The 20,583-nt window shown below is 39.3% G+C and carries 22 protein-coding genes and 1 other annotated feature; of the genes, 12 read left to right on the top strand and 10 right to left on the bottom strand.

Translation table 11 applies throughout. From position 1 onward, the window contains the following. Positions 1–348 precede the first annotated feature (348 nt). Positions 349–852, top strand: a complete 504-nt coding sequence (locus FAR12_RS06835) for a DinB family protein (protein ID WP_126407664.1) — start codon at positions 349–351, stop codon at positions 850–852. 113 nt (positions 853–965) lie between these two features. Here FAR12_RS06835 and blaI read toward each other — a convergent pair whose 3' ends face one another. Both blaI and FAR12_RS06825 read right to left on the bottom strand, forming a co-directional pair. Next, a complete protein-coding gene (gene blaI / locus FAR12_RS06830; protein ID WP_126407662.1) occupies positions 966–1,349 on the bottom strand; it encodes a penicillinase repressor BlaI in 384 nt (127 codons plus the stop codon). Further along, positions 1,350–3,140, bottom strand: coding sequence for a BlaR1 family beta-lactam sensor/signal transducer (locus tag FAR12_RS06825; protein ID WP_342772291.1), 1,791 nt, complete (start codon positions 3,138–3,140; stop codon positions 1,350–1,352). Positions 3,141–3,318: 178 nt separating this feature from the next. Here FAR12_RS06825 and FAR12_RS06820 point away from each other — a divergent pair, with 178 nt between their 5' ends. Further along, on the top strand, positions 3,319–5,349 hold the full coding sequence (locus tag FAR12_RS06820; protein WP_126407660.1) for a peptidoglycan D,D-transpeptidase FtsI family protein: 2,031 nt from the start codon (positions 3,319–3,321) through the stop codon (positions 5,347–5,349). A 25-nt stretch (positions 5,350–5,374) separates the two neighbouring features. Then, positions 5,375–7,369 (top strand): penicillin-binding transpeptidase domain-containing protein, encoded by a 1,995-nt coding sequence (locus FAR12_RS06815; protein ID WP_126407658.1) that lies wholly within the window; start codon positions 5,375–5,377, stop codon positions 7,367–7,369. A 47-nt stretch (positions 7,370–7,416) separates the two neighbouring features. Here FAR12_RS06815 and FAR12_RS06810 read toward each other — a convergent pair whose 3' ends face one another. From FAR12_RS06810 to FAR12_RS06800, 3 genes are all read right to left on the bottom strand, one after another. Further along, a complete protein-coding gene (locus FAR12_RS06810) occupies positions 7,417–7,815 on the bottom strand; it encodes a cupredoxin domain-containing protein (RefSeq protein ID WP_126407656.1) in 399 nt (132 codons plus the stop codon). 138 nt (positions 7,816–7,953) lie between these two features. Beyond that, a complete protein-coding gene (gene pabB / locus FAR12_RS06805; protein ID WP_126407655.1) occupies positions 7,954–9,672 on the bottom strand; it encodes an aminodeoxychorismate synthase component I in 1,719 nt (572 codons plus the stop codon). Continuing rightward, positions 9,641–10,243, bottom strand: coding sequence for an anthranilate synthase component II (locus FAR12_RS06800; protein WP_126408021.1), 603 nt, complete (start codon positions 10,241–10,243; stop codon positions 9,641–9,643). The genes pabB and FAR12_RS06800 overlap by 32 nt, the downstream gene beginning before the upstream one ends. 198 nt (positions 10,244–10,441) lie before the next feature. Here FAR12_RS06800 and FAR12_RS23350 point away from each other — a divergent pair, with 198 nt between their 5' ends. Next, positions 10,442–10,813 (top strand): hypothetical protein, encoded by a 372-nt coding sequence (locus FAR12_RS23350; protein WP_170972124.1) that lies wholly within the window; start codon positions 10,442–10,444, stop codon positions 10,811–10,813. A gap of 76 nt (positions 10,814–10,889) precedes the next feature. Here the strand turns inward: FAR12_RS23350 and FAR12_RS06790 are convergent, their stop codons facing one another. Next, positions 10,890–11,402 carry an ECF transporter S component gene (locus tag FAR12_RS06790; RefSeq protein ID WP_126407651.1) on the bottom strand — a complete coding sequence of 171 codons (513 nt, stop codon included), beginning with the start codon at positions 11,400–11,402 and terminating at the stop codon, positions 10,890–10,892. A gap of 171 nt (positions 11,403–11,573) precedes the next feature. Here FAR12_RS06790 and FAR12_RS06785 point away from each other — a divergent pair, with 171 nt between their 5' ends. The 8 genes from FAR12_RS06785 to FAR12_RS06750 all read left to right on the top strand — a co-directional run bounded on the left by FAR12_RS06785 (position 11,574) and on the right by FAR12_RS06750 (position 17,681). Beyond that, positions 11,574–11,840 carry a phospholipase gene (locus tag FAR12_RS06785; RefSeq protein ID WP_246010314.1) on the top strand — a complete coding sequence of 89 codons (267 nt, stop codon included), beginning with the start codon at positions 11,574–11,576 and terminating at the stop codon, positions 11,838–11,840. A 60-nt stretch (positions 11,841–11,900) separates the two neighbouring features. Continuing rightward, on the top strand, positions 11,901–12,680 hold the full coding sequence (locus FAR12_RS06780) for a hypothetical protein (RefSeq protein ID WP_126407647.1): 780 nt from the start codon (positions 11,901–11,903) through the stop codon (positions 12,678–12,680). Between the two features lie 20 nt (positions 12,681–12,700). After that, positions 12,701–12,947: a binding site (T-box leader), on the top strand. A gap of 45 nt (positions 12,948–12,992) precedes the next feature. After that, entirely contained in the window at positions 12,993–13,982 is a 990-nt protein-coding gene (locus tag FAR12_RS06775; protein WP_126407645.1) for a tryptophan--tRNA ligase, read from the top strand. Positions 13,983–14,020: 38 nt separating this feature from the next. Next, positions 14,021–14,455 carry a GNAT family N-acetyltransferase gene (locus FAR12_RS06770; RefSeq protein ID WP_126407643.1) on the top strand — a complete coding sequence of 145 codons (435 nt, stop codon included), beginning with the start codon at positions 14,021–14,023 and terminating at the stop codon, positions 14,453–14,455. Between the two features lie 69 nt (positions 14,456–14,524). Beyond that, the gene (locus FAR12_RS06765) at positions 14,525–14,800 is read left to right on the top strand and encodes a hypothetical protein (RefSeq protein ID WP_126407641.1); all 276 of its coding nucleotides are present in this window, start codon (positions 14,525–14,527) and stop codon (positions 14,798–14,800) included. A gap of 144 nt (positions 14,801–14,944) precedes the next feature. After that, positions 14,945–16,393: an N-acetylglucosamine-specific PTS transporter subunit IIBC gene (nagE, locus tag FAR12_RS06760; RefSeq protein ID WP_126407639.1), complete on the top strand. Its 1,449-nt coding sequence runs from the start codon at positions 14,945–14,947 to the stop codon at positions 16,391–16,393. Positions 16,394–16,490: 97 nt separating this feature from the next. Further along, on the top strand, positions 16,491–17,144 hold the full coding sequence (locus tag FAR12_RS06755; protein ID WP_246010313.1) for a hypothetical protein: 654 nt from the start codon (positions 16,491–16,493) through the stop codon (positions 17,142–17,144). A 9-nt stretch (positions 17,145–17,153) separates the two neighbouring features. After that, complete coding sequence (locus FAR12_RS06750; protein ID WP_126407637.1) at positions 17,154–17,681, top strand: P-loop nucleotide/nucleoside kinase family protein; 528 nt, start codon at positions 17,154–17,156, stop codon at positions 17,679–17,681. A 200-nt stretch (positions 17,682–17,881) separates the two neighbouring features. Here the strand turns inward: FAR12_RS06750 and thiE are convergent, their stop codons facing one another. The 4 genes from thiE to thiW are packed head-to-tail and all read right to left on the bottom strand — an operon-like array spanning position 17,882 to position 20,558. Continuing rightward, complete coding sequence (gene thiE / locus FAR12_RS06745) at positions 17,882–18,496, bottom strand: thiamine phosphate synthase (protein WP_126407635.1); 615 nt, start codon at positions 18,494–18,496, stop codon at positions 17,882–17,884. After that, on the bottom strand, positions 18,493–19,287 hold the full coding sequence (gene thiM, locus FAR12_RS06740) for a hydroxyethylthiazole kinase (RefSeq protein WP_126407633.1): 795 nt from the start codon (positions 19,285–19,287) through the stop codon (positions 18,493–18,495). The genes thiE and thiM overlap by 4 nt, the downstream gene beginning before the upstream one ends. Then, on the bottom strand, positions 19,277–20,086 hold the full coding sequence (thiD, locus tag FAR12_RS06735) for a bifunctional hydroxymethylpyrimidine kinase/phosphomethylpyrimidine kinase (RefSeq protein ID WP_126407631.1): 810 nt from the start codon (positions 20,084–20,086) through the stop codon (positions 19,277–19,279). Before thiD ends, thiM begins: the two co-directional genes overlap by 11 nt. Beyond that, positions 20,055–20,558: an energy coupling factor transporter S component ThiW gene (thiW, locus tag FAR12_RS06730; RefSeq protein WP_425456148.1), complete on the bottom strand. Its 504-nt coding sequence runs from the start codon at positions 20,556–20,558 to the stop codon at positions 20,055–20,057. The genes thiD and thiW overlap by 32 nt, the downstream gene beginning before the upstream one ends. Positions 20,559–20,583 lie beyond the last annotated feature (25 nt).

Here is a 20,583-nt window from a genome sequence, read left to right as displayed (position 1 = left end):
GAGTAATCTGTGTTACAGAATAGTATGATAAAATTTTTGAATCACTCTATTGTGATTCAGCTAATTTGTGTAACCGATATTCTGTATTACTTATTACCTCTACAAAATATCACATCGTTTTCTCATTGTCAATAAACAAACCAAAAATTTCCGTAATTAGGGTCGTTTAAGGCATTATTGCAGGATTTCGTCGCTCCAAACCATATAATCTTGCCGATTATAAAGTTCTTATCCATCACAGACTAAATAGGGGATACTACGCGTAGGTTGTCGCTGTGTTCTATTCTCTTTGTAAAATACGAACAAATGTTTTATAATGTATTTAAACGATAACAATGGAGGGAACTTATGTATACATCGATTGCAGATTTTTTGAAGGAATGGAACCGCGAAGCTATGTTAACGGAAAAAGTATTTGAAGGATTAACTGATGCGTCTTTAAAGCAAGAGGTCTATCCCGAAGGGCGGACGTTAGGGAGAATTGCTTGGCATATTACAACGAGCATTCCTGAGTATCTAGCGGAGTTTGGCCTGAAGCTTGACCTTGTTGAGAATGGGGAACAGGTTCCTGTGACGGCAAAAGAGATTACTAATACCTTGAAAGAGGTATGCGAAAAGGCAGCTCTAGCAATTGAACAACAATGGACGGACCAATCTCTAAAAGTTGTGCAAAATGCTTTTGGTCGACAAGAAACGAATGCATCCATTATTATGGGGCTCATTAAGCATATTGTTCATCATCGCGGGCAAATGACCGTTCTTATTCGTCAAGCTGGTATCAAACCTTTTGGAGTTTATGGCCCGCCAAAAGAAGATTGGGTTCACCTTGGAGTTGAGAACCCACCGCTATAATGACTAAAAATTGAGGAAAGGGACCGAATTATACTTATTCTCCTTCCAGGAAAGTCATGAAAAAATGGAACGAATGACATAGCAAACAAAAAAGGACCCGAGGTCCTTTTTTGTTATTTTTCATCTGGTTTTTTATCCAAAATGCTACGTAATTCTTTAATATCCTCATCAGATAGCGTTTCTTCCTGGATAAATTGCACGAGCATCGATTTCAAAGCTCCACCATATATCCGTTTCACAAAGGATTCAGTTTCAGCACGTTGACACTCATCCTGAGAGTAAAGGGGATAAAACGTGTACACTTTCTGATCCTTATTGACTCCAACCACATTTTTATAAACAAGTCGATCCAAAAGAGTGCGAATTGTTTTTGGTTTCCAATCGGTACTCTCCTGCAAGGATGCAATCACTTCATTCGCTGTTAGGGGAGAGTGATTCCATAGGATATTCATGACTTCCCATTCTGATTCTGAAATACTTGGGATATTGATCACCATTTATTCGCCTCCTTTATATATCTCTTTATCTTTTAAGATCGATAAGGTAATTTCTGCAGCTTTACTTCCAGCAGCATCATTCTCATTATGAATATTGGTCGCAAAAAAATACGTGTTGTCCTTTGTCTCTACATACCCGATAAACCAACCATTGATATTCTTTCCGTTGACGTTTCCTGTGCCTGTTTTTCCTGAAAGGACGGCTCCATTTCTTTCTTCCAATTGAAGTGCTTCTTTTACCGTTTTGATATTTTCTTCCTTGAATCCGAATTGATTTCGGTAAAAACTACGCAACACTTCCACTTGTTCTACCGGCGATATTTTCAATGAAGATTCAAGCCAGAATGAATCAGGACCACCAGAAACGTCGACATTTCCATAGTTGATCTGATTTAAGTTCGCTTCAATCGTATTGAGTCCCGTTTTTCGATCCAATGCCTGAAAATACCAATTTACTGAGTTCTTTAAAGCCGATCCTAAATCATGATCTGTATTCCAAGATTCATAGGGATTTAGTGTTCCATCCCAAGAAAGAGTAGAAGAGTCTTTTGTAATCACATTCGATTCCAGAGCAAATAATCCACTGTATATTTTGTAAGTCGAATCTGGCGACACTCTCAATATACTTTTTTCTCGATTATGGATAAGGTAGTGGTCATTCTTTTCATCATACAAGACAAAGCTTCCTTCAAAACCATCAAAGTATTTTTCTAAATCCGCATACTCTGTTTCCTTGCTCGTAAAATCATAATATTGATTCTCTGCTGCAAAAGCTGAAACAAATGGCAATTGGAGGGACACAAATAATCCAACCAACGCAAAGATAAGAACGCTTCGCCATTTTAATTCCTTCGTTTCTGGAGCAAAATCGGCTATTCGTTCAATCCGTTTCTTGATTTGTTCCTTTGAACCGTTCAATTGGGTAGCTAACGAGAAAGTTCGTTTACGTATTGAGCGATCAATAAAATTGATGATCGTATTGCCATATTCGGAATAGGAGTCTGTATCCAATGATTTCAACACGGCTGTGTCACAAGCGATTTCCCTGTCTAAACGCATTTCTCTAAAGGCAACCCAGATAAGAGGGTTGAACCAATAAATGATTTGGTAGATAACCATTACATAATTGATCAAAATATCTCTGCTCTTGTAATGATTAAGCTCATGCAAAAATATATACTCCATTTCCTTCATGGTTAACCATTGCTCACATCGTGTCGGCAAGACAATGTAAGTCTGCCAAAGTCCAAATGTCATGGGAGACGAAACAAGGGGAGATGTCGTTACCTTGATCTGTTTTGAAATTCCTAGTCGTCTTTGACATTCCTTAAATAGGAGCAGATATTTTTCATCTTTTAAATCGATAGAACTTCTTCTGATTTTACGAATGGACAACCATGCATGAATCGTCATCAAGGAAGCAATAAGCATTCCTCCAATCCAAATGGCCACAAGTACTTGACTAATAAATGAAAGATCCGTTCGATGAACCGATACAGAGAAGTCTTGTACCCAATTGTAGCTATTTGTCATTTGATTTCCACTTTGTGTGAAAGAGGAACCTGACGAGCTACCTTGAGAATGATCCCAAAACAGTTGATCAAATTTAAAAATATGTGTTGGAAAAAAAGGAAGAGATAGGGCGATAAGCAAGAAATACCATATATTATAGTGCCATTTAGCTGCTAGATGTTTCTGAAACAGTTTTTTCATAAACAAAATAACCATCACAGATAGTGATGACACGATCACACCAATGATTAAATGATTTACGAGCATACGTTCAATCAACCTCTCTTTCCTCTATGTATCTTCTTGAATGTAAGAGAATTCTAGCATTCTCATACGAATTTCACAATCGATCTGAACAAATCAAAAAAAATTGACATAACTGGATTACGCATGTAGTATTGTACTACAAACGTAGTCAGACTACAAATGTAATCTTATTAAGAAATGAGGAAAGGCGATGTTCCTTAAACAAAAGACGGAGAACGATGACTCTGAATTGAATCGTGATAAAAAACTTCTAGCTAGAAGAATGAATCTTATTTTTTTCATCGTATTTGTTCTTTTCGTTACTTTGATTGTGCGCTTGGGATTCGTGCAGATAGTCAATGGGGAAGCATATCGAAATGAAGCTGAAAGAGAAGAAACAACCATTATCAATAATCCAGTCCCTCGCGGCAAAATTTATGATCGCAATCACCATCTAATCGTATATAACATTCCTGAAAAAGCGATCACTTTTACACCACCAAAGCATCCAAAACCAATCGAATTATTCGATTTGGCCAAGAAGCTTGCACAAATGATTACAATGACAGAAAAAGATATAAAAAAGGTGACTGCACGTGATTTGAAAGACATCTGGCTCTTACAACATCAAAACGGAGAAAACCTTGTCACAGAACAAGAAAAGAAGAAGCTGGATGAGAAAGAATTATACCAAATGAAATTGGAGCGTATTACCGAGAAAAACTTAGAAGAGCTCGATCGAAATGTAGCAGCCATTTTTCGCAAATTATCAGTGGCAGTAGCTTTAACTCCTACTATTATTAAAAACGAAAATGTAACGGATGAAGAGTTTGCGAGGGTTAGTGAGAACTTGGCGAACTTACCAGGTGTCGATGTTACCACTGATTGGAAACGGGGTAGTAATTACGGGGATACTTTTTGGAATATGATTGGGGATGTTACAACAACGGATGAAGGTCTCCCTGCAGAAATGGCACAGTATTACCAGGCAAGAGGGAATAACTTAAATGATCGCGTTGGAAAAAGCTATATCGAAAAGCAATACGATGATCTTTTACGAGGTCATAAAAGCCAAATAAGAATCGCAACCAATCAAAATGGGAATGTCGTAGAAAGAGAGGTTATATCGAAAGGAGAACCTGGGAAAGATCTTGTTCTTACAATCGATATGGAACTTCAAGGTGAAGTCGAAAAAATTATGGAAGAAGAGCTCTTGACTGCGATTCGAAAGCCACATACGGAAACACTCGACACAGCCTTCGTAGTAGCAATGGAGCCAAAAACAGGGAATATCCTTGCCATGTCTGGAAAGGTATATGACAGAAAAACAAAGGATTTCTATGATTATACACCCGGAACCTTCACATACGCATTTGAACAAGGCTCTGTTGTAAAGGGCGCGACTTTGTTAACTGGCTATCAAACAGGAGTAAGAACAATAGGGGAAACGGAAATGGATGAAGTCCTACATATTAAAGGTTCAGGAACCTTTTCTTCATCCCATGTAATGAATCGAATTAATGATCTAACAGCTATAGAAGGTTCCTCAAACGTATACATGTGGTTAACAGCGATTGAGATTATGAATGGCAAATATGTACGAAATGGTCCTTTAAAATATGATCCTGAAAAAATTGAGACCATCCGTTATTACTTCAATCAATTTGGCTTAGGGGTACCTACTGGAATTGGATTTGAAAATGAGGCGATTGGAGTGAAGGGAACGAATCCAAGTACTTATTTTCAGATTGCGATCGGACAGCTAGATACATATACTCCTATGCAAATCGCTCAATATATGTCGACCATTGCCAATGATGGGTACAGGATGAAGCCACAGCTTGTACAAGAAGTAAGGGAACCTAATCCAAATGGCGATACATTAGGCAATGTTGTGGAACGTGTCGACCCTGTTGTGTTGAATCGCGTAGATATGAAGGAGTCATATATCGAGCGAGTTCAACAAGGTTTTTGGCAAGTCACACATGGTTCTCAAGGAACCGCAAGACGGTTATTTAGCAATGAACCGTATAATGCCGCTGGAAAAACTGGGACTGCTGAGTCTTTCAAAAATGGGATCAAAACTTGGAATCAATCCTTTGCAGGCTATGCACCTTTTGATGACCCACAAATTGCCCTTGCGGTAATTGTTCCCCATGCCTATATCGATGGTTACGCTGCACCGCATAGTACAGCCCAAATGATTAGTCAAAGAATCTTTAGAACCTTTTTTAATAAGTAGATTACTAGTGTGGGAGTTGAATAGGATGAAACGCTTTTCGCTATATCTAATCATTGCTTTACTGATTGTTCTTGCTGGTTGTTCGAAAAAATTAACCCCTGAAGAGTCCTTCAATGCCTATCTTGAAAACTGGCAGAAAATGAACTTTGAAGAAATGTATCAAGCCCTCTCTCAAGAAGCAAAAGGGGAGATTTCAAAGGAAGATTTTGTTGCACGATATGAAAAGATCTATCAAGGAATCGATGCCGATAATGTAAGAGTTAACGGCCTTTTTAAGAAAACAGAGAAAAAGCCAAAAGTAGATACGCTCTCATTTCCATATTCGGTCCAAATGGATACGAGTGCGGGACCGATTGAGTTCACTCATATTGCTACCCTTGTAAAAGAGGAAAGTGAAACGAACCAAGAATGGTTTGTGAAATGGGAGCCTTCTCTTATTTTTCCACAATTAGAGGAAGGGGATACTGTTGGTGTACAGACGCTTAAGGCATCGAGAGGAGAAATACGTGATCGAAACGGGAGTGGTCTTGCTATTAATGCACCAGCTAATGTGGTTGGGGTGGTTCCTGGTAAATTAGAGGAACAATCCATTGGGAAATTAGCTATCCTTTTGAAAATGAAGGAAGAGGAAATCAACAATAAGCTTAATGCCACCTGGGTTAAACCAGAATTATTTGTACCACTTGCAACCTTGCCCTATGGGGATACTGATATACAGCCTTATTTAGAAATTCCAGGGGTGATGATCCAGGAAGAAACGGTTCGGACTTATCCTTTCGGGGCTTCGGCTGCCCATTTAATTGGATATGTTCGAGAAGTGACGGCAGAACAATTAGAGGAATTAAAAGGGAAGGGCTATTCTTCAGGAGATGTGGTAGGAAATTCAGGTTTGGAGAGTATTTACGAAGAAGATTTGCGAGGTCAAGATGGAGTCCATATTTTTATCAAAAAGGAAGATGGTAGTTTAAAAGAAACACTCGCAAAGAGAGATGTTGTGCAAGGGAAGAATGTTGAACTTACCATCGATGCCAATCTACAGAATGACATATTTCAACAACTAGATGGTGATGCGGGCACATCAGTGGCACTTGATCCAACGTCTGGTGCACTACTAGCTTTAGTTAGTACTCCATCATTTGATCCAAATGCTTTTGTAAGAGGATTATCAGACGAACAGTGGGAGGAGTGGAATTCCGATCCGAAAAAACCATTCTTCAATCGTTTCGTTAATCGAAATGCCCCTGGTTCTGTGTTCAAGACGATCACTGCAGCGATTGGATTGAAGACCGGCGTCACAGTCCCAAATGAAGTAAAAGAAATCCATGGACTACGTTGGTCGAAGGATGAATCTTGGGGAGGATATTATGTGACACGAGTAAAAGACAAAGCATCTGTAAACCTACGAAATGCCTTTGTTTATTCTGATAATATCTATTTTGCTCAGGAAGCGGTTGAAATGGGAGTAGATAAATTTGTGAAAGAGGCAAGTGAATTTGGTTTCGATGACGAATTAAATCTGCCATTCCCAGTTAAACCTTCTCAGCTCGCCAACGACGGAATTAAAACAGAAGTTCAATTAGCAGACTCAGCCTACGGCCAAGGAGAAGTATTGATGAGTCCAATTCATTTGGCAACCATTTATTCCGCGGTCTTAAATGAAGGCGACATGCTTTACCCGTATTTGCTAAAAGACGAGGAGCCAAAGGTTTGGAAGGAAGGGTTATTAGACCATGAAATCGTCAATTTGCTTAAGGAAAATCTCCGTCAGGTTGTCGAAGATCCAGGTGGTTCTGGGCACGGAACCATGATTTCTGGTAAAACGATGGCTGGCAAATCCGGAACGGCAGAGATTAAAGCAAGTAAAGAGGATCAAAACGGGACGGAAAATGGTTGGTTTGTTGGGTTTGATTTGGAACAACCGAATCTCTTAGTTGCCATGATGGTGGAAGACGTCAAAGACAGAGGTGGAAGTAGCTATGTCGTTAAGAAAGTGAGAAATATTTTCCAACTAATAGAATAATACGACGAAGCCTTCTCCAAAACGATGTCTGGAGAAGGCTCTTTATCTTACTCTACTACTTTTAATGTAAGCTTCATAGCTTCATGATCTTCTGTAGCCCCACAAACAGTTGAACAAATTAATTCATATTCACCAGCTGTATCTGCAGTAAATTCAGAAGGGCTATCTGCTTTTAGGTCAATGCCTAAATCCTCATTACTAATCGTATGCAAGCCTTCTTCGTTCACTAAATTGATTTTTACGTTCGTGCCTTTCTTAACCGTTAACTCTTTATCTGAAGTAAATTCCCAGTTTGTTGCAGTAATGGTGAATTCCTCAGCACCTGATGTAGATGTAGATTCACTTGCAGCTGGTTCTGAAGTCTTTGTCTCTTTTTCTTCGCCTCCGCAAGCTGCCAACCCTAGTGTTAAGGAACCTGCAAGTAAAAGAACTCCTAGTTTTTTCATAGTAATTAACTCCTTTATATTGGATTCGTACTAAACGAATGTGATTTGTTTAGCCACCTTTATTGTAAGGAAACGATTTTCCAAGGAGTGTGATCTAGATCAAGAGAATGGAAAGTTTATGAAAAAAGTTTTCGTAGGTTAGACCATCTCAACCTCTAACCACTTACGAACACTATTAATAAACCAGATTTTGGTACTATTTCTTAAATCCTCGAGTGTTAGAACTTTTTCTTGTATTTCTCCCTCTGTGAGGAGCCATTGACGATAGGTTCCTCCTAGAAGTCCACTACTGATAGGAGGAGTGTATAATTTACCATCAAGCTCTAAGACTACGTTTCCATTTGTAAACTCCGTTAACTCACTATCTGCATTCCAAAGCAGTACATCAAACACATCAGGGAATTTTTTTTGAAAATGCGCGTAGACCTCTCGATGGGTCGTTTTGTGATATAAAAATCGATTTGTCTTATCGATTGGTTGATCTGCCAATACCACTTTTCGAGTGACTCCTGAATTTGCGATTGGGTGAGCCTCAATTACGATTTTTTCTCCCAATAGCACTCGAACTCTGAACTTCCCATGAGGATGATTTTCAGCAACGGATGACAACTTTTCTGTCAGTTCTTCGACAGATAAAGGAAAATTAAAATACTTGGCCGAATTTTGCAGTCGAGTGAGATGTTCTTTGAGTAAAAAATACTTCCCATCTTCCAAGAGCAAAGTCTCTAATAATTCGAACGCAGGACTCTCCATTTTTAGTAAGCTTGCTTTGGCAAGAATCTCTTCATATTCACCTGCAGTCGTTGAATCCCATGTAATGCCACCGCCAACACCATACGTAGCAGCGCCCGATTTTTGATCAATAACAACCGTGCGAATCGGCACATTAAAGATCGCTTCCTGCTCCGGGGTTATATAGCCAATCGCCCCACAATATACATCACGAGGCTCAGACTCTAAATCAGCAATAATCTCCATCGTGCTGATTTTTGGCGCACCTGTTATCGACCCACACGGAAACAAAGCACGAAAAACATCAACGACTTTTTTGGTTGGCGCAATTTTTGCCGTAATCGTCGATGTCATCTGATGGACAGTAGGGTACTGCTCAATATTGAACAGCTCCGGAACTTGAACAGTACCTGGTACCGCAATCATCCCTAAGTCATTTCGAAGTAGGTCAACAATCATCACATTCTCTGCTCGGTTTTTCTCTGAATGATAGAGCCAACGAGCGTTTTCTTGATCCTCTGAAAAAGAATTTCCTCGCTTAATCGTTCCTTTCATAGGGCGAGTAGTTAGTTGATCATCCTTTAGGTGGAAAAATAGTTCGGGTGACGCAGATAGAATACTATGTTCACCAGTATTGAGATACGCACAATACTTGGACGATTGGGCCTTTTTAAGATTACTGTAGAAGGCAAGGTCATCCCCTTGGAACTCGGAGTGCAGACGAATCGTATAGTTTGTTTGATAGGTGTCCCCATTTTCAATTGCGTTTTTAATAGACTGGATAGAAGCCTCATATTCATCCATTGATATCGAAGGAGTCCAATCGCTAAGTGAATAGGAACCTTTGCTATTCACTGACTGCTGCTGTGGATCAGAAAATACACCAAACCAAAGAAGAGGTAGCTGTGATTTCGCGTTGACCTTATAGGCTGAATCAAAGGCAGGAGCACTTTCATAGGAAAGATAACCAGCTACATAATAGCCATTTTCAATTGCCACCTGAATCTGTTCGAAGCAAGGCAATACTTCTTCAATTGTATGAGCAACAATAATTTTTCGTGGTTCTGTAAAAGTAAGTGGTTTATTAGCAAAATCAAATGCTAAAAGTGGCTGATTTGTTTTCATGAACGTTATCCTTTTTGAAAAAATTTTGGACCATTCTTAAGCCATAATCCGTCAAGATAGCCTCCGGATGGAATTGGACACCTTCAACTTGGAATTTATTATGACGAATCCCCATAATTTCGCCATCGTTACTTTGTGCAGTAATCTCAAGACAAAAAGGGAGACTACTTTTATCAACTACTAACGAATGGTAGCGTGTCACCTGTAATGGACTTGGAATGTTTGCGAAAACTCCGTTTTGATCATGCTCTATATTAGAGACCTTCCCATGCATAGGTTGCATCGCTTTTTTAACAATTCCACCAAATGCCTCGGCAATGATTTGATGGCCTAAGCAAACACCCAAAATGGGTGTTTCTTGATGGAATCTCTTTACGACATCTAAGCAAATACCCGCTGTCCTCGGATTTCCAGGACCAGGGGAGAGGAGAATGGCATCAGGCTGCAAACGTTCAATATCTTCTACTGTTACTTGGTCATTGCGAACGATGGCAATCTCTTCGCCAATTTGTTGGATGTATTGAACTAAATTGTATGTAAAAGAATCATAATTATCGATTACGAGTATCACTGGTTGTCTCCGTTTCATCCGTATTTTCTCTCATTATAGTTGAAGGAGAGTTTGCTTGGGAAGGAAGATTTTTCAGTAGAAATGAAACTAGCACGGTGCAATTGAGGGATCTAGAAGGTAACTAGGCTATTGTCATAAGTAAATGCCAAAAGATTTATCCTTCACGATGAAACGTCGAAATTTGGTTATAAAAGAAATTTGCTTAAATCAATTAATTTACTTAAATTAATACTATCGGACAACTTTGCATACGCTGAGGATAAACGCTTCTACATCGGTGCATTACTCTACTTTATCGATTATATGCTAAAATTGCCTAAAGATTTGACTAGGAAGATAAGAGAAGAAATTATTTTGAATAAGGAGGCCAAGACCATGAAGTATTTAGACAAAAATACTCCACTATATTCTTGGGATGAATTGGAGGAAATCAGGAAAGAAGAAATAAAAAGGGAAAAAGCAATTGAAATGGCTGTTGAGATGTTAAAAGTAGGTTTATCTCTCGATTTAATTTTAAAAATCACCAAACTGAGACAGGATGAAATTGAAAATCTAAGAAAAAATCTTTAGTAATTGCTAATAATAAGGACGGTTATCTACTCCTTTTTATAAAGCTACAAAAGAAGCAAAACACCGTCCCATTTTTCTAGTTAATTTGTACAACTTTGTTCTTTAGTCTAGCTACAAGTGGTACTACAACAATACCAGCAAGAACAACCTGCATGATGTTTCCTGGGATTGAACCTAACGGAAGTACCCAGTTGCCGTAAAGAATGACTTCTGTAAAATAGTAACCTACAATTTTAATCACTACCGCAGCAATAATTGCTAGGCTATAAACCAATACTTTTTTCCCTGGAACTTTTTCAGCGATCAGACCCGCAACATACCCCATTGCCCCTACGATTACAAACGTAAATGGTGCCCATAGTGTCCAGCCTGAAATCAAATCGAATAGAGCCATTCCGAAAGCCCCTGCAATCATACCCGTTCTTTTACCAAACATAAAGGCTGCCAAAAAGAGTGGTAAGTTTCCTAGATGTACTAGACCACCGTTCCCCATCAACGGAAGGCGGATGTTGATAAACATTGTTGCGACAAAAGTTAATGCAATGAAAAGAGCTGTAATGACCAACTCTTTAGTCTTTGATGAATTCATTTATTTACCTCTTTCTATTTTTAGATAATATTTTACTATGAAAAAGCGGATGAATAAATACTTAATAGCATAATAATGTTAGAAATTATCATTTCCCGAGATAAATGACTATATCGACCCTTTCTTGCAGACATATCTTGATAAAAAAGATGAATGCAAGGAGGTGAGGGTATGCCAAGGTTTTGTTTGTTTCCAGGATATAACTGGTGTGGTCCAGGCTGTAGTGGCCCTGGTGCTCCCATTAATGCGGTAGACGCTGCTTGTCAAAGACATGATTTGTGTTATCTTTACACTCGCGATCGTTGTATGTGTGACAATGAATTTATGTACCGACTTGAGCAATTACAAAATCCTTACACTCCAGAGGGTCGTCATGCGAGAGTGATGCTAAGTCATATGAGAATTCTTAGAGGATTTAACTGTCTTTTCAGAAGATGAATTGAACACATTTTTCAGGAGAAAATATCTGCAAAATACATGCAGAGGCAGTGATTCTTCTTGAAAAAAATTGTACTTCTTATTTTCTTCCTTCTTTCACCAAATATCGTGCATGCAAATTTTGAACCATTAACTTTTGAAGACGTGAATACGATTGAAGTCCAACGTTCATTCGGTGGAAAAAGAGCCTTTAGCAGGTATGATGGATATGAAGAAGTTGTCATTGAGAAGGTTTTAAAACGGATAAATAGCGCCGAAAAGCACCCTGATACAAATACTTTTACAGAACAAAAACCTCTAGCTACACTTGAAATTAATTTGACTACAGGTACCGTTGCTAGATTGGATCCGGCATACAATTGCTATTCTGATAACGGAAAACAGGTTTGCACAATGACTGATGGGGAAGTTCTCTATACTGTAAATAACACCAAAACAAGATTAAAATCAGTAGACTTGTTTGATTGGCTGTTGGTAGGGTGGAAATACGAAAGCAAGGGTGCACCAGAGGACGAATTATTAGAAGAAACGTTATATTACAGATATTTCAACTATCTTGATGAAAAATATAGCGACTATATTATGTGCCCGAAAATCGATAAAATCGTTAGAATCGGGGGAAGTGCATCCAGACATATTGTGCATGCGAGTGCACTCAATTATTCTGGACATCATGATGGTTCTTACTATAGACTTCGATTTTCATTGACAGATACTCCAGAGAATGTGGTTCATATAAATGATATTTCCCTCGACAAAAATATTTCTGAACAAGAAAGCAGAAAACAATGTCGACGAGAAGATCGATTAGATTTTTTCTTGACCAATCAATTTCCATAATTTAGAATAGCAATAATATTTCAAACGCAAAGACGAAGAAGAGTAGGCATTTGGAACGCTTAAGAGAGCTGATGGGTGGTGCGAATCAGCGCGGGATAAATGGTGAATGGGCTTCTGAGCGACTACGCTGAACCTTGTAGTAGGCATAGCGGATTGTCTTACCGTTAAAAAAGACTATGTATCGAAACGTTATATCGTTTCTGTACAGAAAGTGCGTTTACGTATGTGAACGAATGAAGGTGGCACCACGGGTTACTCGTCCTTATTTTTTTGGATGAGTAGCCCTTTTTTTATTTTTCGGAGGTGGAAAAAGTGAAAACTATTTTAACTGGAATCAAACCAACAGGAGAAATTCATTTAGGAAATTATATTGGCGCAATTAAGCCTGCTTTGGAACTTGCCAAAATTGACGATTACTCGCCTGTGTATTTTGTTGCGGATTATCATGGACTCACCAAGATGACTGACGCTGAGGAGTTTAGACATTTATCATACGGTGTTGCCGCAACATGGTTAGCCCTCGGACTTGATCCGAATAAGGTAATCTTTTACCGACAATCCGATATCCCAGAAATTTTCGAATTAAATTGGATCTTGAGCTGTTTGTCTTCAAAAGGGTTAATGAATCGTGCTCATGCTTATAAAGCAATTGTGGATGAAAATCGTTCAGTAGGAAGAGAGAGCGATTATGGTGTGAATATGGGCTTATTCAACTACCCAATCCTCATGGCTGCGGATATCTTGATGTTTAAAACAGATGTTGTGCCTGTCGGGAAAGACCAAATTCAGCATATCGAAATTGCTCGTGATCTTGCGGAATCCTTTAATCATCTATATGGAAAGACCTTTGTTTTACCAGAATACAATATCCAAGAAGAGACAGCTGTTTTACCAGGATTAGATGGACGTAAAATGAGCAAAAGCTACGGCAACACAATTCCACTGTTTGAAGAGCCGGCTAAATTACAGAAGCTCATTAACAAAATCAAAACCGATTCCTTGCCACCGGAAAGCCCAAAGGATACGGAGAACTCTATTTTATTTATGCTGTATAAGGAATTCGCAACGGATGCTGAAATCGAAGAAATGAAAGAACGCTATGCAAAGGGAATTGGCTGGGGAGAAGTGAAGCAAGAATTGTTTCAGGTGATTAATCGGTTCATTGAAAGGCCTCGCGAAAAATACAAGGAACTTATGGCTTCACCTGCAACAATCGACAGAATTTTGAAAGAGGGAGCAGAAAAAGCAAGAGCGATTAGCACACCTTTTCTACAAGAAATTAAAGACAAAGTAGGATTTTAATGGAAAGAGGAGAATATATAAAGGATAGGAGGAGCATTATGATCGAATTTAGAGAGATAGATAGAGATAATTTTTTTGATGTGATTGAGTTGCGTGTGTCTGAAGAACAAAAGTCATTTGTCGCACCGAATGTGTTTTCACTCGCACAAGCAAAGGTATTTCCAGAATGCATTTGTCTAGCAATCTATCACGAGGACATTTTAGTTGGATTTACGATGTACTGCATGGATTTCGAAGATAAGGAGTACTGGGTTTATCGATTAATGATCGATGCTAAGTATCAAGGGAAAGGCTATGGCAGGGCTGCAATGGAGAAGCTCATTCACCATATCAAACAAGACAAGGAGCATCAGGTGATCTATATAAGCTTTGAACCAGAGAACAGCGGGGCAAGGCATCTGTATGAAAAACTAGGTTTTGAACCAGATGGCCGCGTTATAGATGGAGAAATTGTATATAAATTAGTGTATTAAGTAATGAGTAATAGTAACCACTATTCACTCATTACTTTTATATAAATAATCATGAAGGGAGAAGATCACATGATTCAAAGATTTAAAGAAAATGAAGTAGACTATGAAAACTGGTTATCGGAACATCCAACTGGTTTCGTGTTTAATCATTTCGGAGGGTCTTTGGTGCAGTACAATTACAACGTCATTCATCTCGCAGATTGCCACATGCTTCGTCGGCCTACAGATGAAGGGAGGAGAACAATTATCGAAAAAATCTGTTCCACTGACTTAAATGTCTTACAACAAGAAGTGAAAAAATTTCGAGAAGACTCCTATGTTTTTTGTAAAATTTGTACAAAGTAAGCTTTTCTCACATACAATCGATATCCCCACAGTAGATCTTAGCCTCAGTTGTATGTACAACTTTTTCAGTCAATGCTATAATCAAAACAGTTTTCGCATTTATACTAGAAAAATTACATAAAAAAGGAAAAGGAGGTTTTTACCATGATGAAATATTTACAAAATCTTGGTAAGTCCTTGATGCTACCAGTTGCTGTCTTACCAGCAGCTGCCATCCTTATGGGGATTGGTTATGCAATCGACCATGAAGGTTGGGGTTCTGGAAACCCATTTGCTGCATTTTTCATCGGTGCAGGTGGATCGATTTTAGATTTTATTCCAATTCTCTTTGCAGTTGGGGTAGGTATTGGAATGACCAAGGAGAAGGATGGTCCCGCTGCATTAAGTGCATTAGTGGCTTATCTCGTTATCACAAAATTGCTTTCACCTGGGTCAGTTGCGAATCTACAACAAATTCCACTTGAAGAAGTGAATATGGCATTTGATAAAATTCAAAACGTATTCATCGGTATTCTATCAGGTGGTATTTCTGCGGCCTTATACAATCGATATAGTCAAGTGAAGCTACCAGATGCATTAGCATTTTTTAGTGGAAAACGTTTAGTACCGATTTTAACAGCAGGTGTTATGTTAATCGTCTCTCTAATATTGCTATTTGTTTGGCCATACATTTACACAGCACTTGTTTCATTTGGGGAAGCCCTCAGTGGTTTAGGAGCTATCGGTGCCGGAATCTATGGATTCTTTAACAGACTCTTAATTCCAACTGGATTACACCATGCGTTAAACAACGTATTCTGGTTTGATGTTGCTGGTATCAATGATATCAAAAACTTCTGGTCTGGAGAGGGAGAACTAGGTATTACAGGAAGATATCAGGCTGGATTCTTCCCAGTTATGATGTTTGGTTTACCTGCTGCAGCTCTTGCGATGTATCACACTGCGAAAACAAAACGTAAAAAACAAGCAGCATCCTTACTTTTAGCAGGAGGTCTTGCTGCATTCTTAACAGGGGTAACAGAACCAATTGAATTCTCATTCATGTTCTTAGCGCCAGTTTTATACTTAGTTCATGCTGTCTTAACAGGCCTTTCATTAGCGATTGCAGCGATGTTCCAATGGACAGCTGGTTTTAGTTTTAGCGGCGGCTTAATTGACTTTGTCTTAAGTTCACAGCTTCCATTAGCAAATAAACCATACATGCTGATCGTTCAAGGTTTAGTCTTCGCAGTCATCTATTATTTCGTATTCCGCTTCTTGATTGTGAAGTTGAACTTAAAAACACCAGGACGTGAAGATGATGACGTCGCAGTTGATGAGCAAATCGTACAAAGCGGTTCGAAGGATCGTTTTGGTGTGATGGCAGAAACTATTTATTCAGCACTTGGCGGAGATGACAATGTCGTTTCAGTTGACCACTGTGCGACACGTCTACGTGTTGAAGTAAAAGATATGAATGTTGTCGATCAGAATAAGATTAAGACAACAGGGGTTCCTGGCATTAACGTGGTAGGAGCACATAATATCCAAGTTATTGTTGGACCTCAGGTTCAAGCAGTAGCAGATGAAGTGAAAAAGATTCGTAAAAACTAACAATAGAATGGCTAGTATTCAATTGTGAATGCTAGCCATTTTTCTTGAAACTTTTGTTTGAAAATTCCGTATTAAAAGAGAAAGGAGGGGACAATGGTTGATAAAAAATAAGCTCGCACTGATTATTTCTGCCATTATTTTAATTATATGTATGATTCTATATTTCCCCTATCCAAATAATCATGACATAAATGCGAGTATGACTTTCATGTCTTTTCCATTACGAAATCACGATGGTTGGGTTCCGATGGGGATATTTTATTCTGTATTGTTTTTAATCGCTTTGGTCTTGATTGTGAATGGTCTGAAAAAGTACCGTATTCGAACACTCTTTGCTGTGACGATTATCTATGGGCTTCTACCATTGTCACTAATTACGTTTTATCAAGAAACTTTTGCGAACGGTATTATGGCGATTTCATACGACGGGTCAGGAAACTGTACTTTTGAAAGTGTAGATGAAAACGTAATAAACGGGGAATGTAACATCACTTTACTTAACCATAGCAATGAACCAGTGTCCTTTGAATTACAATTGGTGGATTCCGTCTATTTTGAAGACGCTGTAAAAATGGAGTCAATGATGAATACAGCCGGTCCTTTTCAAATCACGCTCCCACCAAATCAGGAAGAAATCATCAAATTAAAAGAATTACTTGATTTAAAAGATGATCCCAGCCACATAACCAACGGGTCAGTCTCGATGATACATATTCAAATAAGTGATGGAAAGCGTACTCGCGTTTTATAGGAGGACATGATGATAGCAAATATAAAAGACATATTAAAACAAAAGACAGAAAATCCACTCATTGTGATGATGTGTGGTGTCGCAGGTTCTGGAAAAACTACATTCGCACAACAGTTAGAAAAGATTGGCTTTGTACGACTTTCGATTGATGAAGAGATTTGGAAGGTAAATGGCCGTTATGGCATCGACTTCCCTGTTGAAAACTATGAAAATTATAAAGTTGAAGCTGAAAATAGGCTTCGTAATGAATTGATTCGTCTACTAGAGGATAAACAAAACGTTGTTATTGATTTTAGCTTTTGGCAAAGAGCCAAACGAAATGATTATAAGAAACTAATCGAAAATGCTGGTGGGGAATGGAGACTGATCTATTTGAAAGTGAGTCCTGAAGTTCTTCGTGAACGATTGAAAGTACGGAGTAAAAGATTTGATGCAAATGCCGCATTTCCGATTACCGATGAAATTTTAGAAAGATACCTAAACGGATTTGAGGTACCTTTTCAAGAAGGGGAAATCGTTTTAGAGTATCAAGTTTGATTTTGGATGAATAAAGAGTGAAACTGAAGGGGTTGATACTATAATGCTAGAGGCTTTAGGTAACATTATTGGAGCTATCGCAACCGCTCTGTTAGGCAAAAAGAATAAGTAAGGTTTCCATAAGGACTTCCATTGAAATTCTTATTTTATGTTTTCTTTAGAGTAAAAAGGAGCTCGGAAAATCCCAAACTCCTTTTGTATTACAATATTTCTGTTCTTAAAGCTTCTGCCGCTTCACATGGATTCTTGGCTCTCATAATCTCAGAAACAACCGCCACACCAGCAATTCCAGTATCTCGTATCTCCGCAATATTCTCTAGTTTGATTCCACCGATTGCCACAATTGGAATAGATACTGCATCTACAATTCTTTCAAGCTCTCCATCTGGTAAAAGCTTTGCATTATCCTTAGACTTGGTAGGGAAGACAGCCCCCACACCTATATAGTCCGCCCCATCTTTTTGTGCAGCTATGGCTTCTTCAACTGTACCTGCCGACACTCCCACTAACATAGTATGAGGGACGATTCTCTTAATTTCAGCTAATGGTAGATCCTCTTGCCCTACATGAATCCCATCCGCATTCACTGCTAAGGCGATATCAACCCGGTCATTGATATAAAGAGGGATATCATATCGAGAAGTTAATTCCTTCAACTTCATAGCTTTTTCAAAAAATAGTCTCCCAGAATTCGTTTTTTCGCGAAGCTGAACACAAGTTACGCCACCTTTTATGGCTTCTTCTACAATGGTTAAAAGTTGTTCAAGTGGGACTGATTCTTCTGTCACTAAATAGAGTTTCAAACTTTCTTTCATATGAGTCGTACACCTTCTTCCCAAATGTCCCCGTTCATAAGCGATATTTCATCCATCAGCTTCAGTCGGTACGTACCGATTCCATCGTTCTCCGACAATCGCTTTTTCGCACGTTCGCCTGCAAGACTCATTGTCGACATTCCGGCAACACTAGCCGCGAACCAATCATCAGTCGAACCAGCAAAAGCAGCAATTAAAGAAGCTGTCGTACATCCGGTTCCAGTAATACGAGTTAACCAAATATCACCGTTTTCAATGCCAACAACTTCCGTTCCGTTAGAAACATAATCAACTTCACCACTAATGACCGTGATCGTATTTAACTGCTGAGCCGCCTTCACTGCAAGTTCTTTTTTTGAAATGGCCACATCCCCAGCATCAACTCCACGGGTTTGCACTTCGCCACCAATCAAAGCGAATACTTCTGATGCATTCCCCCTAACAACGGAAATCTTCACTTTTCCCAAGTAATCCTTCGCCCGATTCGTCCGGAAAGGGGTAGCACCAACACCAACTGGATCAAACACAACCGGAATTCCTTTTTGATTCGCAGCCTGACCAGCCACAATCATCGCTTCATACATCGCATCATCAATCGTCCCGAAATTAATGACAAGCGCTTGTGCGAGCTGAGCCATATCGGCAACTTCTTCGATACTTGTCGCCATGACAGGGGAGCCTCCTATCGCAAGCGTCACATTGGCACAATCATTGATGGTTACATTATTAGTTAAATGGTGAACAAGAGGCTGCATTTCCTTTACGCGCGCAAATAAATCCTTACAGTTCATTTTTCACACCAGCCTTTCTATATAACTCGTAAAAATGATTCGTTGGACCATGCCCATGCCCCAATGAAAGACTATGTTCGATTGCAATCGTAATATAATGCTTTGCTAGTTTGACAGAATCATATAAAGTGTGACCCTTCGCAAGATTTGCTGCAATCGCAGACGAAAGGGTACATCCAGTACCATGGGTGTTTTTTGTTTGAATGCGTTCACCAGAGAACCAATGGTATGATTCACCGTCATACAACAAATCATTCGGAGCGCCCGCGAGATGGCCTCCTTTTAATAAAACGGCCTTAGCCCCGAGCTCACGCAATTGTTTACACGCCGACATCATATCGTCAGTTGTGAAAATTTCACTCCCAATTAATACTTCGGCCTCTGGAATATTGGGCGTCATAATCGTTGCAAGTGGAATCATTTTTTCCTTCAACGACTGAATAGCTTCTTGTCGTAATAGATGATGGCCTCCTTTTGAAACCATTACTGGATCAAGGACAATATGCTTAGGCAAGTACTTCTTTAAAGCATCTGCCACCGTTTCAACCGTAGCTGGGGAAGAGAGCATCCCAATTTTCACCGCATCAACCGGAATATCGTCAAAGACTGCCTCAATTTGATCGCGGATGATTTCGTTATCAATGTCTTGCACAGAACGAACTTCCTGTGTATTTTGTGCGGTAACGGCTGTTATGACCGACATCCCGTACACACCATTTGCTGCAAACGATTTTAAGTCAGCTTGAATCCCAGCGCCGCCACCAGAATCAGAGCCCGCGATTGTGAGTGCTGTTTTCATGAAGCATTCCTCCAAGTGCGTTATTTCGTGCTAGAATTTTTAATAGACCATAACCCATGATAGCTCCCGTAACAGAACTGATAGCAAAAGCAGGGACAAGTCCAAACAGACTTGCTTCCTGACCAAGCAACAGCACACCGATTGGGTAAGTGGCCATCGCTCCAAGGATACCTGTTCCAACTACTTCACCAAGTGCAGCGAACACGAGCTTCTTTGACTTTTGGTATAAAAGGGCTGCTAATAATGCCCCAATCATGCTTCCAGGAAAGGCAAATAGGCTACCAGTTCCAAGAATGTTTCGCAGTAACGATGAAAGAAAGGCTTGAACCACCGCATACCAAGGTCCGAGTAACACTGCCGATAGAACATTTGCAAAATGCTGTACTGGAAAAATTTTCGCAAAGCCAACAGGGATGTATATCAAACTGCTTGATAATGTCGTAATTGCCGCAATGAGGGCAGTAAGCGTCATTTTATTGAGTTTCTTCACCAAGAAT

Source organism: Bacillus yapensis, assembly GCF_005280205.1.
Taxonomy (GTDB): Bacteria; Bacillota; Bacilli; order Bacillales; family Cytobacillaceae; genus Robertmurraya; species Robertmurraya yapensis.
Note: the sequence above shows the minus strand (reverse complement) of the source record. Positions and strands in the feature narration are given on the sequence as shown.

Bases quoted from the DNA above. Each gene is read 5' to 3' on its own strand.
- FAR12_RS06835 (WP_126407664.1), top strand. From the start codon at position 349: ATGTATACATCGATTGCAGATTTTTTGAAGGAATGGAACCGCGAAGCT.
- blaI (WP_126407662.1), bottom strand. From the start codon at position 1,349: ATGGTGATCAATATCCCAAGTATTTCAGAATCAGAATGGGAAGTCATG.
- FAR12_RS06820 (WP_126407660.1), top strand. From the start codon at position 3,319: ATGTTCCTTAAACAAAAGACGGAGAACGATGACTCTGAATTGAATCGT.
- FAR12_RS06815 (WP_126407658.1), top strand. From the start codon at position 5,375: ATGAAACGCTTTTCGCTATATCTAATCATTGCTTTACTGATTGTTCTT.
- FAR12_RS06810 (WP_126407656.1), bottom strand. From the start codon at position 7,815: ATGAAAAAACTAGGAGTTCTTTTACTTGCAGGTTCCTTAACACTAGGG.
- pabB (WP_126407655.1), bottom strand. From the start codon at position 9,672: ATGAAAACAAATCAGCCACTTTTAGCATTTGATTTTGCTAATAAACCA.
- FAR12_RS06790 (WP_126407651.1), bottom strand. From the start codon at position 11,402: ATGAATTCATCAAAGACTAAAGAGTTGGTCATTACAGCTCTTTTCATT.
- FAR12_RS06785 (WP_246010314.1), top strand. From the start codon at position 11,574: ATGCCAAGGTTTTGTTTGTTTCCAGGATATAACTGGTGTGGTCCAGGC.
- FAR12_RS06770 (WP_126407643.1), top strand. From the start codon at position 14,021: ATGATCGAATTTAGAGAGATAGATAGAGATAATTTTTTTGATGTGATT.
- FAR12_RS06765 (WP_126407641.1), top strand. From the start codon at position 14,525: ATGATTCAAAGATTTAAAGAAAATGAAGTAGACTATGAAAACTGGTTA.
- nagE (WP_126407639.1), top strand. From the start codon at position 14,945: ATGATGAAATATTTACAAAATCTTGGTAAGTCCTTGATGCTACCAGTT.
- FAR12_RS06750 (WP_126407637.1), top strand. From the start codon at position 17,154: ATGATAGCAAATATAAAAGACATATTAAAACAAAAGACAGAAAATCCA.
- thiE (WP_126407635.1), bottom strand. From the start codon at position 18,496: ATGAAAGAAAGTTTGAAACTCTATTTAGTGACAGAAGAATCAGTCCCA.
- thiM (WP_126407633.1), bottom strand. From the start codon at position 19,287: ATGAACTGTAAGGATTTATTTGCGCGCGTAAAGGAAATGCAGCCTCTT.
- thiD (WP_126407631.1), bottom strand. From the start codon at position 20,086: ATGAAAACAGCACTCACAATCGCGGGCTCTGATTCTGGTGGCGGCGCT.
- thiW (WP_425456148.1), bottom strand. From the start codon at position 20,558: ATGACGCTTACTGCCCTCATTGCGGCAATTACGACATTATCAAGCAGT.